Origin of the sequence: Stenotrophobium rhamnosiphilum (assembly GCF_003052265.1) — a bacterium.
In the GTDB taxonomy this organism is placed as follows: domain Bacteria; phylum Pseudomonadota; class Gammaproteobacteria; order Nevskiales; family Nevskiaceae; genus Stenotrophobium; species Stenotrophobium rhamnosiphilum.
Window position 1 is genome coordinate 800,088 of record NZ_QANS01000001.1, and the last position, 16,274, is coordinate 816,361.

The following is a 16,274-nucleotide window of genomic DNA, read 5'->3' on the forward strand; positions in this document are numbered from 1 at the left end:
CCGGCTTGGAAAGTGGCTGAATGCTAACATTGGCGCACGCCAATTTAGCTATCTGTCATGTCGGATTCCGCTCCAAACTATTTGCCGCCACTTGTCGTTTACCGCCGCCTATTGGGCTACGCGGCACCGCATTGGCGCGTTTTCATTCTTGCCGTGATCGGCATGGTGATGTGCGCGGCGGTGGATACCGGCTTTTTGGCGCTGATGAAGCCGCTGTTAGATGTGAGCTTTGTCGGCAAAGATATTGAATCCACCCGCTGGATTCCGCCCATCATCATCGGGATGTTCCTCGCGCGTGGCTTGGGCGGTTTCATGTCGACTTACGGCATGGCTTGGATTGGTCGGCGCGTGGTCACGGATTTGCGCGGCGAAGTTTTCAATCATCTGCTCAAGTTGCCCGTGCGTTTTTATGACCAGAGCAGCTCGGGTCAACTGATCTCGCGTCTGACTTACCACGTCGAACAAGTTGCGGATGCAACCACGACATCACTCACCGCCATTATTCGCGAAGGCTTGACGCTGATCGGCTTGCTGTCGTGGATGCTTTATCTGAATTGGGAATTGAGTCTGTTCTGCTTTGTACTCGGCCCGATCATTGCCCTGATTACGGGTTATGTCAGTAGGCGCTTCCGCAAAATCAGTCATCGCATTCAGGAATCCGTTGGCAGCGTGACGCAGGCAGCGGAAGAGAGCATTGGCTCTCAGCGCGTTGTGAAGGTTTACAACGGTCAGGATTTCGAAGCTGCTGAATTCAAACGCATCAACGAACACAACCGTTTCTTGTCGCTCAAGGTTAAGGCGACTGCGGCAGGTAGCTCGGCAGTGGTGATGTTCATTGCTGCTTTCGCAGTTGCAGCGATTGTTTATTTTGCGACGCAGCCAGAGATGCTGGCGACGATCAGCGCAGGTACTTTTGTTTCGTTCCTCGGCGCAATGATTGGCCTGATGAATCCGATTAAGGCTTTGTCCGGCGTCAACGAAAAAATGCAGCGCGCCGTGGTTGCAGGTCAGGATATTTTTCATCTCTTGGCAGAACCGGCTGAACAAGATGGTGGCTCTCGTGAACTGACACGCGCTCGCGGTCATATCGAATTCAAAGATGTTCGTTTCCGTTATCGCGAAGAACTCGGCGATGCACTGCGTGGCGTTTCAGTCACGGTGGAGCCGGGCCAGACCGTAGCGTTTGTCGGAAGATCTGGCAGCGGTAAGTCAACGCTATTGGCGCTGCTGCCACGTTTCTACGATACCGATGGCGGCGCAATTTTGTTGGATGGTCATGATCTTCGTGAGTATCCAATGACGCAGTTGCGTCAGCAGATTGCACTGGTCGATCAGCAAGTGCGTTTGTTCAATGCCAGCATCGCGGACAACATTGCTTATGGCATGGCAGAAATGCCATCACGCGAGAAAATCATCGAGGCTGCGAAATCAGCCTATGCATGGGATTTCATCGAGAAACTTCCGGACGGGCTCGACACTCACATCGGCCAGAACGGTTTGATGCTTTCGGGTGGTCAGCGTCAGCGCATTGCGATTGCACGTGCGCTGCTCAAAGACGCTCCGATTTTGATTCTTGATGAAGCTACTTCTGCGCTTGACACGGAGTCTGAGCGTTACATTCAAGCTGCTTTAGAAAAGCTGGTAATTGGCCGTACGACCTTGGTGATCGCTCACCGACTGTCAACGGTACAGAGTGCTGACAAGATTGTTGTGATGCAGGATGGACGCATTGCGGAATCAGGTCGTCACGCTGAATTGCTAGAAAAGGGTGGTATCTACGCAGCGCTCTACCGTATGCAATTCGAAGAAGATGCCTCTAAAAACTTGGCTTGAGTCGATTTGGTATTCCGATCAACCAGCACCGTTCTGGTTACTGCCTTTCTCTTGGCTTTACGGAATCATTTCGCGTCGTCGTCGCGCGAGTCTGACTGCTGAAGCAGAGCGCTTACCGGTTCCTGTGATTGTTGTTGGCAACATCAGCCTTGGTGGCACAGGCAAGACGCCCTTCGTAATTTGGTTGGTGGAACGTCTACGCGAGTGGGGCTACACGCCCGGTGTGATCAGCCGCGGCTACGGTGGTGAAGCGCCGCAATATCCGATGGCTGTGCACGGTGAAAGTAATCCTGTGTACAGCGGTGATGAGCCTCTGCTGATGGCACGCCGCCTGAACGTACCTTTGGTTATCGATCCGGATCGTCGTGCCGCAGCGCGTTTTCTTCTTGCGCAAAATCCAAGCGTGGATGTGCTCGTTGCGGACGACGGTTTGCAGCACTACCGCTTGGCGCGTGATCTGGAAATTTGCCTCGTTGATGGCATGCGTGGACTAGGTAATGGTGCACTGATTCCTGCGGGTCCTTTGCGTGAAGCGCCTGCACGCTTGCGTGAGGTGCAGCTGGCAGTCGTCAACGGTGGCGGGTGGCGGAGTGATGCGCCAGAGCATGCCGATATGTTTTTGCGCATGACTGAGGCGCACACGTTTGCTGGCGTGCGTGAGCCGCTAGCCGGGTTTAAAGGGCAGACGGTGCATGCGGTGGCTGGCATTGGCAATCCGGAGCGCTTCTTTGGGCAGCTTCGCTGGCAGGGAATCAATGTGATTCCCCATGCTTTCCCCGATCATCATGCTTTCAACCCAAGCGATCTCAATTTCGGCGATACGCACCCCGTGTTGATGACTGAAAAAGACGCCGTTAAATGCTCGGCCTTTGCCCAGCCACATTGGCGCTTTGTGCCTGTAGTGGCCGATCTGCACGCGGACTACACCGCGCTTGTGCGAAAATTAGTGAACAGTCTTAAGCGATAGAGTCCTATGGATAAGCGTCTACTCGATATTCTCGTCTGCCCAGTCTCCAAAGCAGCGTTGGTGTGGCATGCCGACCGCAATGAACTCTGGTGCAAGGTTTCGCGTCTGGCTTATCCGGTGCGTGATGGCATTCCAGTGATGCTGGAAGAAGAAGCCCGTCCGCTCACTGAAGACGAACTGAAGGCATGAGTTCGTTTAAGGTCGTGATTCCCGCGCGTCTTGGTTCTACGCGCCTGCCGCGCAAAGTACTGCGCGAGATCAATGGCCAGCCGCTCGTTCGCTTTGCCTGGGAAGCTGCGCGTAAGAGTGGTGCAGAAGAAGTCATCATCGCCACTGACGATGCCGAAGTACTGAATGCCTGCAAAGCGTTTGGTGCGGATGTGCGCATGACGGCCGCTACGCATAACTCTGGCACTGATCGCATCGATGAGATTGCGCGTGCAGCAGGTTGGGGCGCGCAGACGATTGTGGTGAACCTGCAAGGCGATGAACCGCTGATGCCGCCTGCACTGATTCGTCAGTGTGCAGACTTGTTGTCAGCAGATGCGAGCGCGCATATCGCGACGCTATGTCACGCGATTCACTCGGTAGAAGATTGGCTCAATCCGAATGTTGTAAAAGTGGTGATGGACGAGGCCAAGAACGCTTTGTACTTCTCACGTGCGCCAATTCCTTGGAAGCGCACGGGTGCTACGCGCGACAACCCACAGTTACCTGAAGGTTTGGTGTTCCGTCATATCGGGCTTTACGCCTACCGCGTCGATGCACTCGCGCGTTTTAGTTCACTGCCACCCGCCGCGCTGGAAGATTGCGAAGCACTCGAACAGTTGCGCGCACTGGCACATGGTCTGCGTATTCGCATGGGTGTGACAGAGAATCCGCCGCCGCGTGGTGTAGATACTGAAGATGATTTTGGAGTGGTTGCTGCGCTGTTAAAAAGCTAAGCGCTACGCACAATAAAAAAGAGCGCCTTTCGACGCTCTTTGTTTTTAAGCTTCTGTCGTTATCGGCTGACGACCAATAGAAACATAGGTGAAGCCCATACGTTGCATCAGTTCTGGATCGTAAAGATTGCGACCATCAAAGATCACGGGCTGTTTCAGCAGCTTGGCAATACGCGCAAAGTTCGGGCTGCGGAATTGCTTCCACTCCGTCACGATGGTTAGCGCATCAGCGCCATCGACCGCTTGTTCTGCGCTGTCGCAAAGTTTGAGATCAGCGCGATCACCGTAGACCTTTTGAATTTCGTGCATCGCAACCGGGTCGTAGGCTTTAACAATAGCGCCTGCATCCCACAATGCTTCCATCAACACGCGACTGGTGGCTTCGCGAATGTCGTCGGTCTTCGGTTTGAACGACAGGCCCCAGACTGCAATGGTTTTGCCTTTGAGATTGCCACCAAAGTGCGCGTTGATGCGTGAGAACAGCACCGTCTTCTGACGTTCGTTCACTTCTTCCACCGCGCTCAAAATGCTCGGCTTGATGCCGGCCTGTTGCGCCGTGTGTACGAGAGCTTTCACATCTTTGGGGAAGCAGGAGCCGCCGTAGCCACAGCCCGCGTAGATGAAGTGATAGCCGATGCGCGGATCAGAGCCAATGCCGATGCGGACGTTTTCAATATCTGCGCCGACTTTCTCTGAGAGATTCGCCAACTCATTCATGAAACTGATTTTGGTCGCGAGCAATGCGTTAGCTGCGTACTTGGTCAGCTCGGAAGAGCGGACGTCCATCGAGATCAAGCGATCATGGTTGTGATTAAACGGTTCATACAGTGCGCGCATGAGTTTCTCTGCACGATCACTGTCGACGCCAATCACGATGCGATCGGGGCGGGTGAAGTCTGCAATCGCCGCGCCTTCCTTGAGGAATTCGGGATTGGAGACGACATCAAATTCGATCTCTGCATTGCGTGCTGCCAAAGCTGAAGCGAGTTGCGCACGAACCTTGTCGCAGGTGCCGACTGGAACCGTGGACTTGGTGATGATGACGCGGTGCTCAGTCATGTGCTGGCCGATGGTGTTTGCCACCTGCAGCACATATTTAAGGTCGGCCGAACCATCTTCGCCTGGCGGCGTGCCAACGGCGATGAATTGGAACTGGCCATGCTTCACGCCTTCGGCGGCATCTGTTGTGAAACGCAGACGACCTTCAGCGTGATTGATCTTGACCAACTCGGCGAGGCCCGGTTCATAGAACGGGCACTCGCCGCGACGCAGCGTTTCTACGCGTTGGGCATCAACGTCAACGCAGACAACATCATTGCCTGCATCTGCAAAACAAGTCGCAGTGACAAGACCAACGTAGCCAGAACCAAAGATGGTGATGTCCATGCGCTAGTCCTTAGCTTTGCTGACGTTCTTCTGAGGCCTCAGGTGCTGCCGTTTCAGCTGCAACTTGAATAGGTGCTGCTGGTTCAACACGTGCAGCCGCAGGTTTGATCTCAGGCAGGATGTATTCCGCTGCTGGTGCAACTGGGCGGAACAGTGACTGCTGTGCTTCTTCGATGCGTGGTGCAACGACAACCGGTGTTGGAGCAGGGGTGGCGACGACTGGCGCAGCTGCTACTTCAACTTCCGGCGCGCTAACAGGCGCTTCAACTTGGGCAACAACGGGTGCTGCTTCAACTTCAACAACTGGCTGCGGCGCAGGCTGTTCGTTGTAGCTCGGTGCTGCAGCCACTTCTTGTTCAGGAGCCGAGAACGTTTCTGACTGCGGCGCTACGACTTCGCGGAACTCAAGGCCAGCGCTAGGTGCGGTGGTAACTTCATTCACGAATTCATTGATAACAATTGGCGCTTCAGCATTCTCGCCCGCAATTTCCTGTGCTGCTGCAGCATCGACTTGCTGTGCGTTGCCATTGCGGTCGTCGCGATTGCCACCACGGCCACGGCCGCGACGGTTACGACGTCCGCGCAAGCTGCGGCCACCGTTGTTATCGCCACGCTCTTCACCTGTACGCTCACCTTGCTGCGGTGCGCCTTCAACGCCTTCAGCAACAATCTGCTGTGGCTGTTGTTGTGGCTGCTGCGGACGGTCTTCACGACGCGGCTGCTGCTGTTGCGGACGATCTTCACGCGGCTGTTTAGGCTGCTGATTATTGTTCTGCTGACGCGGCTGGTTTTGCTGTGGATTCTGCGGCTGCTGTTGACCATCGCGCTTGGGTTGGTTCTGCTGATTCTGCTGGCGCTGTTGGTTTTGCTGCGGATTCTGCGGACGCTGTTCATCGCCACCGCGATTGTTGTCACGGTTGCCTTCACGACGTTGATCATTGCCGCCACGATTGTTGTCGCGACGCTGACCGTCACGGCCCTGGTTGTTGCGATTGCCACGATCATTGCGGCCGCCACGGTTCTGCTGTTTAGGAGCAGGCGCAGCAACAGGCGCTTCTACCTTTGCGCCAATGCCGAGCCAAAGCATGAAGCGTTTCCAAATACCGTCACCGCTAGCAACAGGCTGCATTACAACAACTGGCGCAGCGACTGCGATCGTTGGTGCAGGTGTTGAAGGAACAATCTGCTTCACCGCAGCCTGTGCAATCGGCTTGACGGGCGCTGCATTGGCCGTGGTGATTTCTTCCTGCGCTTGCGCATCAAAATTTTGCGCCAGCGTGTAGCTCACGCCCGCATTATTTTCCTGCGCCAAATGATCGCCACGGATGCGTTTGATTTCGTAGTGAGGCGAATGCAGGCTTGGGTTAGGCACCAGCGTGACGCTGACGCGGCAACGGCCTTCAATCTCGCGAATCTGCGCGCGTTTTTCGTTGAGCAAGAAGGTGCCAACGTCGACTGGCAATTGCGCAATCACGCGACCTGTACGGTCTTTCATTGCTTCTTCTTCGATCAAGCGAATGATCGACATCGCCATCGATTCCACCGAGCGAATCTGGCCGCGGCCAGAGCAACGTGGGCAAGCGATTTGCGTGTGTTCATCCAGCGAAGGACGCAGACGCTGACGTGACATTTCGAGCAAACCGAAACGCGACAGGCGACCGACCTGAATTCGAGCGCGGTCGATTTCGCTCGCGCGTTCCAAACGCTTTTCAACTTCGCGCTGGTTCTTCTGCGAGTTCATGTCGATGAAGTCGATGACGACTAGGCCGCCCAAGTCGCGCAGGCGCAACTGGCGCGCGATTTCATCAGCGGCTTCAAGGTTGGTGTTGTATGCAGTTTCTTCGATATCTTTACCGCCGGTTGCCTTGGCGGAGTTGATGTCGATCGAGGTCAGCGCTTCGGTGTGATCGATCACGATGCTGCCGCCGGAAGGCAGGCGCACCTGACGTTCGTGCGCGCTTTCAATCTGGCTTTCGATCTGGAAGCGCGAGAACAATGGCGTTTCGTCGCTGTACAACTTGAGACGCGACAAGTGCTGCGGCATCACATGTTCCATGTGTTGACGAGCCTGTTCGTAAATTTCAGGGTTATCGATCATCACCTCGCCGATGTCCGGGCGCAGGTAATCGCGCAGTGCGCGCAGGATGATGTTGTTTTCTTGATAGATCAGGAACGGGCCAGAGCGTTCGCCGCCAGCCTTTTCAATCGCGTTCCAGATTTCGACCAAATAGTTGGCGTCCCACTGCAGTTCTTCTGCGGTGCGACCCACACCGTTGGAGCGAACGATCACGCCCATCCCATCTGGCATCTGCAATTGTGACAACGCTTCTTTAGCTTCTTCGCGCTCTTCGCCTTCTGCGCGACGTGAAACACCGCCAGCGCGAGGGTTGTTTGGCATCAACACCAAATAACGGCCAGCCAACGAAATAAACGTGGTGAGGGCTGCGCCCTTGTTGCCGCGTTCTTCTTTTTCAACCTGAACAATAATCTCGGTACCTTCCTGGATTTGATCGCGGAGGTTGCCGGAGGTTGATTTGAAATAAGAGCGGGCGATTTCCTTTACTGGCAAAAAGCCGTGGCGTTCTGCGCCGTAGTCAATGAAGCAGGCTTCAAGACTAGGTTCAACGCGAGTGATTTTGCCTTTGTAAATATTGGATTTTTTCTGTTCGCGACTCGCGATTTCGATATCAAGGTCGAACAGCTTCTGTCCATCAACAATCGCCACGCGCAGCTCTTCGCGCTGTGTGGCGTTGATCAAAATACGTTTCATGTAATTCTCTATTGAAGCGCTCAACCGCAGGGCGGGAGGACTTTTGTGGCGGCGCTGTGCGCCTGCCTTTTTAATCGCCGTCTTACGGGAACGCTTGTTTACGGGTGTCCGCCGCAAGGCGTCGGACGTAAAATTTTCGGTGCGGTGGGGCTGTTACAATGTCGAGCAGATCCGCCGCCACAAATCCATAACCGCAAGTGCGGTAACGGAAAACTCCGGCTCTAAAATCCAGAGTGACATATTTTGACACAGAATCAACAACAAGTGCGCCGTCATACCGTTTCCGAGAAGGAAGATGGTCAGCGCATTGATAACTTCCTTTTAAAACAAATGCCTGGCGTTCCAAAGTCGCATGTTTACCGACTTTTGCGCTCAGGACAGGTTCGCGTCAACGGCGGACGCATCAAACCCGAGCGAAAACTGGTTTTGGGCGAAGAAATTCGTATTCCACCCGTTCGCTTGGCTGAGAAGGGCGAGGCTGTCCGCCCGCCAGACAAGGTTTTGAACAGCCTGCGCGAATCGATCATTTTTGAAGATGCGCACTATGTGGCCATCAATAAGCCGGCCGGTTTTGCGGCTCATGGTGGCAGTGGCCTGCCTTATGGCGTGATCGAAGCCATGCGCGCGCTCAATAAATATGACTTTATTGAGCTGTGCCACCGACTCGACCGTGATACCAGCGGTGTGCTGCTGCTAGCCAAGTCCCGTCCAGCCTTGCTGCGCGCCCAAAAAGCGCTGAAAGAGGGCACGACCGAGAAGCGCTATTTCACGTTGCTGGTCGGCAAGTGGCGCGGTGAAGACCGCGATGTCGACTCCGCCCTGATCAGCAACCGCCTCGAAAGCGGCGAGCGCATGGTTGAGATTGACGACGACGGCAAGCCAGCCAAGTCGCGTTTCTCGCCCAAAGCCAAGTATCGCGATGCGACCCTCTGCGAAGTGCAGATCTTCTCCGGCCGTACCCACCAGATTCGCGTGCACGCACTGTCACTCGGCCATCCGGTAGCGGGCGACACTAAATATGGTGATCGCGAGAGCCAGAAGTTCATCAAGGAACTGGGTCTGAAGCGCATGTTCCTGCATTCGCATTTGTTTGCCCTGCCTAAAGACGGCGAGTTCCCCAAGTTGCTGCTGAGTGCGGCGATGGGTGATGAGTTGCGTGCGGTGTTGGACAAGCTGAATCGTCAGGGGCCCGTTGGGCCGGCACCTCGTGCGCGTGAACGTCCACGTAAACCGCGTTAGGGCCAAACTTTGAAGTACAAAGTTTTAATCTTTGATTGGGACGGCACGCTCGCTGATTCCGCGGCCATGATCGTCGGCGCCATGCAGCGCGCGATCACTGCGTTGAAGTTGCCGCCACGATCAGACGAGTCGATTCGTGAGCTGATTGGTTTGGGCTTGAACGAAGCCTTGGGTCAGCTCTATCCAGAAATCGAACTGCCTCATCTATATGAGTTGCTCAGCAGCTATCGAGCGCAGTGGCTTTCAGAAGGCGCGGGCGAGGCCCCTTTGTTTGAGGGGTCTTTGGAGGCGATACAGAGTCTGCACGAGTCCGGTTATCAAATCGCGATTGCCACCGGCAAAAGCCGCAAGGGTCTAGACCGTTCGCTGCGCCATCACGCAGATCTGCGTCAGTTGGTGCTGACCAGCCGCACGGCAGACGAGACCGCGTCGAAACCGAATCCACTGATGCTTACGGAGCTGGTGACTGAGCTTGGTATCAAAGCGCAAGACGCCATCATGATTGGTGACACCGAATACGACATGGCCATGGCGCGCGCTATTGGTATGCCGGGTTTAGGTGTGACTTGTGGCGTTCATGCGCCGCAGCGCATGTTGGATGCGGGCGCTGGTGCATTGCTGGAAAGCGTTCGACATCTTCCGAACTGGCTTAAAAGTTAAGACACACATGTAGGGTGGGTAGAGCGGAGCGAAACCCACCGTTGTCTTATATAGCCGCGATGGTGGGTTTCACTGCGTTCTACCCACCCTACGTTAGGGCAGTGCTAATCCGGCCTGCGCCAACAATCGTCTGACTGAGATCAGCGGTAAACCAATCAACCCCGTCGGGTCTTCGCTGCGAATGCTCTCAAACAGAGTGATGCCCAAGCCCTCGCACTTAAAGCTGCCAGCGCAATCCAGCACCGACTCTGCTTTCAGATAGCGATCAATTTCGAATGGGCTGAGCATTCTGAATTGAACGGTCGTGACATCCAGCGCCGTAAAGACTTCATCATTTCGCAGCAGCGCTACGGCGGTAAAGAACTCAACATTCTTGCCGGACAGAAAGCTGAGTTGCTCGGCGGCTCGTTCAACAGTTCCCGGTTTGCCGAGAATGCGCCCTTGACTGCTGGCGGCCTGATCGGAGCCCAAGACCCATCGATTTGGATACTGCTTGGCAAGGCTCTGTGCTTTGGCCAGCGCCAGCCGCTGAGTCAGGGGGCGAGCCAGTTCATCCGAGAGTGGCGATTCGTCCAGATTCGGCGCAATTCCGACAAAGGGAAGCTGCAGGCGCGACAGCAATTCGGCCCTATATTTAGAGCCAGACGCCAGAATCAGCGGATTTTGTGCTGAAAGATCCACAAATGTGTCCAAATCTTTGACTTGAAAGGGGGCGAACTCTATCATTCGCGCCCCCGTGAGGGCCGTCATGCCAATACCGCAGAAAATTCGCGTTTCTACAGCTGTTAATCGCCGCGAACATTATGTCGGTGAATTGGCGCTGAGCACACTGCCTAAGTTATCAGGCTTGTTGGCAGACGATGCAAGCGTGATGCAGGTAGATCTGCTGGCTTGCAAGATCATCGGGTTGCCGGCGTTGACCGGTGTGGTTGAAGGGCCGCTGAAACTGGAATGTAGCCGTTGTAACAAACCGTATCAGTTGGGCCTGCGACACGAGCTGGATTTGCGGCTGGTGTCGAGTGAAGAAGAAGAGCAGCGCTTGATGCAGGACTGCGAGCCTTACTGGGTGCAGGACGACGAGCTGGCGCTAAGAGATTTGCTGGAAGATGAATTGCTGCTCGCGCTGCCAATGTTGCCGCGCTGTGATTCATGCGAAAATATTGTCAATGGTATTGGTGCTGGTGCGACAGAATCTGCCGCACCAAAACAGGAACCGCGTCGAGAGAATCCTTTCGCGGCGCTTAAGAAATTTAAGTTGTAGCTTTTGTTAGGGATCGCATAGATCCACGGAGTTTGAAATGGCTGTTCAGAAATCAAAGAAGTCCCGCTCCAAGCGTGGTATGCGCCGTTCACATGACGGTCTGACCGCACCAGCACTGTCGGTTGACGCCACCTCGGGCGAAACCCACCTGCGTCACCACGTGACTGCAGACGGTTTCTATCGCGGCAAGAAAGTTATCGACAAGGGCGCTGCCCCGGAAGTCGCAGGCGAATAAGCCTGATACGGGCGCCCTCTAATGGTCGCACCCGTAGTTCTCTCCATCGACGCCATGAGCGGCGATCACGGTCACACGGTGACTGTGGACGCAGCTCTTTTGGCGTTGTCGGAGATCCCAGAACTGAAGCTGATCCTAGTTGGCGATGAAGCGATACTCGCTGCGTCGCTGGCTGCGCATAAGCATGTCGACGTCAGTCGAATCTCGATTCGCCACGCGAGCGAAATCGTCGAGATGCATGAGTCGCCCTCCAAGGCGCTGCGCAACAAAAAAGATTCTTCGATGCGGGTAGCCATCAACCTCGTTAAAGAGGGTGAGGCTCAGGCTGCTGTCTCCGCTGGTAACACTGGCGCGCTGATGGCGACCGCCCGTTTCGTGCTGAAGATGTTGCCGGGCATTGAACGCCCAGCGATTGTCTCCGCCATTCCCTCGATCAACGGCCATGTCCACATGTTGGACCTGGGCGCCAACGCCGAGTGTGATGCGCAGCAGCTGCTGCAATTCGCGGTGATGGGCTCTGCGATTGTCAATGCGGTGCATGGCATTGAACGTCCGACGGTTGCGCTGCTCAACATCGGCGAAGAAGAAATCAAAGGCAACGAAGTAATCAAGGCCGCGGCTGGCATGCTTGCCACGTCTGGCCTGAACTACATCGGCTTCGTTGAGGGCGACGGCATTTTCCTCAAGGACGTCGACGTCGTTGTCTGCGACGGCTTTGTCGGCAACATCGCGCTGAAAACCGGCGAAGGTGTGGCCAAGATGATGAAGCAGTTCATGCAGGAAGAATTCACCCGCAACATCTTCACTAAAGCCGCTGCAGCGATGGCCATGCCTGCGCTGAAGGCACTCGGCAAGCGTATGGACCCACGCCATTACAACGGCGCCAGCTTTGCTGGTTTGAACGGCATCGTCATCAAATCGCATGGCAGTGCTGATGCGCTGGCATTTTCCAACGCCATTCACGTCGCCGTGCGCGAAGTGAAGCAGGACGTGCCTAAACGCATCGCAGCGCTGCTGGCCGCGACCTTGGGCTCTGAACCGGCACTTGAACCGCTCAAGTAGGCCCGCGCGCTGATGGCGCGCACAAAAATCCGTTAAAATTCGCTGTGGTTTCCAGCTCGCCTTCGTGCGGGCTTTGAGTTTTTTCTACCTAGAGAGTGAGTGCCATGTCTACAGTAACGCGCCAAACCTTCAACGAGGTGATGGTTCCCAATTATCAGCCTGCCGCGATGGTGCCGGTGCGAGGCGAGGGTGCGCGTTTCTGGGACCAACAGGGCCGCGAGTACATTGACCTTGCGGGCGGTATCGCCGTGAACTCACTGGGCCACGCCAATCCAAAACTGGTTGCCGCTCTTACGGAACAGGCGACCAAGCTCTGGCATGTCTCAAATGTAATGACCAACGAACCTGCACTGCGTTTGGCGAAGAAGCTCACGCAAGCCACGTTTGCTGATCGCGTGTTCTTCTGCAATAGCGGTGCAGAAGCGAACGAGGCTGCGTTCAAGCTGGCGCGTCTGTGGGGCAATAAGCAGGCAGCAGGCAAGAACGAAATCATCTCGTTCACCAACGCTTTTCATGGCCGTACGCTGTTCACAGTCACGGTTGGCGGCACGCCAAAATATTCGCAGGGCTTTGAGCCGCTGCCGGGCAACATCACGCATCTGCCATTCAATGACCTCGCTGCGTTGGAAGCTGCGATGTCATCGAACACTTGCGCTGTTGTTATGGAGCCCGTGCAGGGCGAAGGCGGCGTGACGCCAGCGACAGCAGAATTTGCGAAGGGCGTGCGCGCACTTTGCGACAAGCACAATGCACTGCTGATCTTTGATGAAGTGCAGACCGGCAATGGTCGCTGCGGTGATTTGTACGCCTACATGGGCATGGGCGTAACGCCTGATGTGATGACGACCGCTAAAGGTCTAGGCGGTGGTTTTCCGATTGGCGCGATGCTGACAACGGCTGCCTATGCAGAAACGTTGGCATTCGGTACGCACGGCTCTACTTACGGCGGCAATCCACTGGCCTGTGCTGTCGCAGAAGCTGTGTTCGATGAGATCACAGGCTCTGAAGTGATGGCGAACGTGCTCGCACGTGGCGCGCAACTGCGCGCGGGCCTTGATGCGATCGGTAAGCGCTACGGCATCGTTGATGCATCACGCGGCAAAGGTTTGCTTGTTGGTGCGCCGATGAGTGCTGCTTGGAAAGGTCGCGCAAAAGATGTCGTGAATGCTGGCTTGGCACAAGGTGTTTGGTGCTTGGTTGCAGGTCCAGACGTTCTGCGTTTTGCGCCACCGCTCAACATCACTGAAGCAGAAGTCGCTGCAGGCTTGCAGCATCTTGATGCTGCTTGTGCCGAACTCTGCGCTCAGCCGCAAGCTGTTAACGCTTAAGTCGCTATGTAAAAAGCCCCCTGCATGTAGATGCAGGGGGCTTCATTATTTCTGAAGTATTTTTTTAGACGATCGCAGTTTGACGTTGCTGTAACAACAACAGCTCCAGCCGATTACGTGCACCGTACAGCGTCAGGATTGCAGCAACATGATCCTTCACTGTGTGTTCGCTGATATCGAGCTTGCGTGCGATTTGTTTATTCGAAAGTCCGCCGACGAGTGCATCAAACACTTGTTGTTGGCGTGCAGTCAGAGTCGGCTGGCGAGTGCCCAGTAATTCGCTGGATTCTTCAAACACTCTTTCGCCCGCTTGGATGCGACTGAAGCCATCAAGAATCTTTTCTGCGTTTGCATTCTTTAGCAGCAAGCCAAGCACGCCGCGTGCACGAGCTTGTTCGACGATCTCTGGCTCGGGTGATGCCGAGATCAGAATGACGTGTCGCAAATGAATGTGCAGCGTGTCCAACAACTCCACAAAACGCACGCCCGGCAGATGCATGTCGAGAAAGACGTAATCGCATTGCGCTGCGTTTTGCTCCAGCGCGAGCGTGTCGTGCTGAGCATTGATCAGTGCATTGGGATAACAGGCTTGCAGCAGACTCTTGAGTCCTGCGCAGGTCATCGGATGATCATCCACAATCAACAGACGCATAGCCGTAGTGGCCTCGGAATCGCTTGAGGGTTGGAAGTCTCGCACTGCGGAAGGATGGGCTGCAATCATGGCGTATTAGACCGTTGCCTTGGTCGACTGAACATCCCTCTCTGGAGGGGTCATGCTGATGAGCGTTTGCAGCAGCAATTCAGGGTCGGCAGGTTTTGATAACAGCAGCAGTCCTTCGGCCTCGGCACGTTGATCGGTCTCTGCAGAGATTTCTCCAGAGAGCAACAGACCGCGCGTCTTTGGCCATAGTGCCAGCCATTCCACGAGCCATTGAATGCCGTCGCGTTCGCCCGGCAGACGGATGTCGCTCAAGATCAGATCAGGATTTACAGAGGCCGGCACTTTGCGCGGATCCATATAGTGCTCAACGCGCAGGCCCCAGTTTTGAGCCCAGTTGATTAATGCGCTGGCGACCATCGCATCGTCTTCGACCAACAGCAATTTTTTGCCGAGTAATTGTTCGTGAGACAACGGCGCTTTGCTGCTAGCGATCTGCGGCACTTGGCAACAGATTGCGCGATCCAAGGAAAACACAAAGCTACTGCCGTGCCCTAGCTTTGAACGCAACGTCAGTTGGCCGCCCAACAATGAAATAGCTTCACGCACGATACTTAAGCCAAGGCCAATGCCATGACTCAATTCACGTGTGGGGTTATTGAGCTGTACGTAAGGCTTGAAGATCCACTCTTGCTGATCAAGAGGGATACCCATGCCGCGATCATGCACAGCGAGTTGAATATGTTTTTTCTTCAGACGTGCTGTGATCAACACGCGACCGCCTCCAGTCGAAAACTTGAGTGCGTTATCAATCAGATTATCGAGCGCTCGATTGAGTAGGGCTGCATCAGTTTGTAGGCCTGTCTCCAATAGACGGCGATCGATTCGCAGGCGGAGATCGATGTGCTTGTGATCTGCAACCTGTCGGTGCGTTGCGATCACTTGCTGCAATAACGACGAAAGAGAAAAAATATTGGCATTGAGTTTGTAAGTGCCACTCTCAAGTCGTGACAGATCCATCAGATGATTGAACTGATACGACAGCGCGCGGCCCGCTTCAACAATGCGCTGCACTAATACCTGACTCTCGCCTTCAGGCGTTCTCAGCGAGAGTGCGTGGCTGGTCAGCATCAAAGCATGCAGTGGTTGTCGCAGATCATGACTGGCCGCTGCAAGAAATGCGGACTTCTCATGATTCGCTTTATTCGCACGCTCAGTCTCAATGCGTTGCTGTTCTAACAACGCGTGCTTTTCATCGCGCAGCAAGAGATTGCTGACAAGAATTTTATTGCGGTCGATCGCAGCGAGTAGCAGCGAGAACCCATACAAACCGATCACTGGCGCGAGCCACCACCAATCTTCGGGAAAGATCGTTCGAAGTGGCCATAAGAAAACGATCAGGCTACTGAGGCCGCCGACGATAAGGTGCGCACGTCCGAACATCGCCATTGAACTGGCGCCAGCGCAAAAGCCCAGATACACGATTACCACGATCATGTTTTGACGTATTTCGCCTTTCACCATCAGCAAATCACTGCTGCTGCCCCAGAGCAATCCAACTAGCAGTGAATAGAACACGATGATGAATTCGGCTCGTCTCAATTCATTGTGGTTGGTGCTCTTTGCTTTCAGATCTTTGTAGCGCCAACGAAACCAACTGCCTGCGAAAAACAACAGGAAAGCGCCAGACAACCACAGCGCAACAATCGTTGGGTTGGATGTATTGATGGAATGCACTGACAGCGCGATCGCAACGATCAGCGCCAAATAAGGCTTGATGTTTCGCGCACCCATCGCCAACAGCTCTACCGCTAAATGATGCGGATAAACCTGATGTTGAAATAATTTGATTTCTCTATTGTGCATAAGCACAGCATAAATGCTTTACGCGAAATTCTGTCGCAATTTGTTGTAACACCCCCACACGGGGG

Annotated in this window: 15 protein-coding genes; 10 read left to right on the forward strand and 5 right to left on the reverse strand. The window is 54.7% G+C overall.

The genetic code is table 11. The features are described 5' to 3' along the window. The first annotated feature begins 57 nt into the window (after positions 1-57). The 4 genes from msbA to kdsB are packed head-to-tail and all read left to right on the forward strand — an operon-like array spanning position 58 to position 3,744. Complete coding sequence (msbA, locus tag CJD38_RS03610; RefSeq protein ID WP_107938906.1) at positions 58-1,833, forward strand: lipid A export permease/ATP-binding protein MsbA; 1,776 nt, start codon at positions 58-60, stop codon at positions 1,831-1,833. After that, positions 1,811-2,800, forward strand: a complete 990-nt coding sequence (lpxK, locus tag CJD38_RS03615) for a tetraacyldisaccharide 4'-kinase (protein WP_107938907.1) — start codon at positions 1,811-1,813, stop codon at positions 2,798-2,800. Before msbA ends, lpxK begins: the two co-directional genes overlap by 23 nt. A gap of 6 nt (positions 2,801-2,806) precedes the next feature. After that, positions 2,807-2,989, forward strand: coding sequence for a Trm112 family protein (locus CJD38_RS03620; RefSeq protein ID WP_107938908.1), 183 nt, complete (start codon positions 2,807-2,809; stop codon positions 2,987-2,989). After that, on the forward strand, positions 2,986-3,744 hold the full coding sequence (kdsB, locus tag CJD38_RS03625) for a 3-deoxy-manno-octulosonate cytidylyltransferase (RefSeq protein WP_107938909.1): 759 nt from the start codon (positions 2,986-2,988) through the stop codon (positions 3,742-3,744). Before CJD38_RS03620 ends, kdsB begins: the two co-directional genes overlap by 4 nt. 45 nt (positions 3,745-3,789) lie before the next feature. Here kdsB and CJD38_RS03630 read toward each other — a convergent pair whose 3' ends face one another. Beyond that, positions 3,790-5,130 carry a UDP-glucose dehydrogenase family protein gene (locus CJD38_RS03630; RefSeq protein WP_107938910.1) on the reverse strand — a complete coding sequence of 447 codons (1,341 nt, stop codon included), beginning with the start codon at positions 5,128-5,130 and terminating at the stop codon, positions 3,790-3,792. A 10-nt stretch (positions 5,131-5,140) separates the two neighbouring features. After that, positions 5,141-7,900, reverse strand: coding sequence for an Rne/Rng family ribonuclease (locus CJD38_RS03635; protein ID WP_107938911.1), 2,760 nt, complete (start codon positions 7,898-7,900; stop codon positions 5,141-5,143). A 243-nt stretch (positions 7,901-8,143) separates the two neighbouring features. Between CJD38_RS03635 and CJD38_RS03640 the strand changes: the two genes are divergently transcribed. Then, positions 8,144-9,139 (forward strand): RluA family pseudouridine synthase, encoded by a 996-nt coding sequence (locus CJD38_RS03640; RefSeq protein ID WP_240783512.1) that lies wholly within the window; start codon positions 8,144-8,146, stop codon positions 9,137-9,139. Positions 9,140-9,148: 9 nt separating this feature from the next. Beyond that, positions 9,149-9,799 (forward strand): HAD family hydrolase, encoded by a 651-nt coding sequence (locus tag CJD38_RS03645; protein ID WP_107938912.1) that lies wholly within the window; start codon positions 9,149-9,151, stop codon positions 9,797-9,799. A 93-nt stretch (positions 9,800-9,892) separates the two neighbouring features. Here CJD38_RS03645 and CJD38_RS03650 read toward each other — a convergent pair whose 3' ends face one another. Further along, a complete protein-coding gene (locus tag CJD38_RS03650; protein ID WP_240783513.1) occupies positions 9,893-10,480 on the reverse strand; it encodes a Maf family protein in 588 nt (195 codons plus the stop codon). A gap of 67 nt (positions 10,481-10,547) precedes the next feature. Between CJD38_RS03650 and CJD38_RS03655 the strand changes: the two genes are divergently transcribed. The 4 genes from CJD38_RS03655 (at position 10,548) to CJD38_RS03670 (ending at position 13,685) form a co-directional block, all read left to right on the forward strand. After that, positions 10,548-11,060, forward strand: coding sequence for a YceD family protein (locus tag CJD38_RS03655; protein WP_107938914.1), 513 nt, complete (start codon positions 10,548-10,550; stop codon positions 11,058-11,060). A gap of 37 nt (positions 11,061-11,097) precedes the next feature. Beyond that, the gene (gene rpmF, locus CJD38_RS03660; RefSeq protein WP_107938915.1) at positions 11,098-11,295 is read left to right on the forward strand and encodes a 50S ribosomal protein L32; all 198 of its coding nucleotides are present in this window, start codon (positions 11,098-11,100) and stop codon (positions 11,293-11,295) included. Positions 11,296-11,316: 21 nt separating this feature from the next. Further along, positions 11,317-12,357, forward strand: coding sequence for a phosphate acyltransferase PlsX (plsX, locus tag CJD38_RS03665; RefSeq protein ID WP_107938916.1), 1,041 nt, complete (start codon positions 11,317-11,319; stop codon positions 12,355-12,357). 104 nt (positions 12,358-12,461) lie between these two features. Beyond that, a complete protein-coding gene (locus CJD38_RS03670; RefSeq protein WP_107938917.1) occupies positions 12,462-13,685 on the forward strand; it encodes an acetylornithine/succinyldiaminopimelate transaminase in 1,224 nt (407 codons plus the stop codon). 64 nt (positions 13,686-13,749) lie between these two features. Here CJD38_RS03670 and CJD38_RS03675 read toward each other — a convergent pair whose 3' ends face one another. Together CJD38_RS03675 and CJD38_RS03680 are read right to left on the reverse strand one after the other, a co-directional pair. Further along, positions 13,750-14,337 (reverse strand): LuxR C-terminal-related transcriptional regulator, encoded by a 588-nt coding sequence (locus tag CJD38_RS03675; RefSeq protein ID WP_161554149.1) that lies wholly within the window; start codon positions 14,335-14,337, stop codon positions 13,750-13,752. 75 nt (positions 14,338-14,412) lie between these two features. Further along, a complete protein-coding gene (locus tag CJD38_RS03680; protein WP_107938919.1) occupies positions 14,413-16,209 on the reverse strand; it encodes an ATP-binding response regulator in 1,797 nt (598 codons plus the stop codon). Positions 16,210-16,274 lie beyond the last annotated feature (65 nt).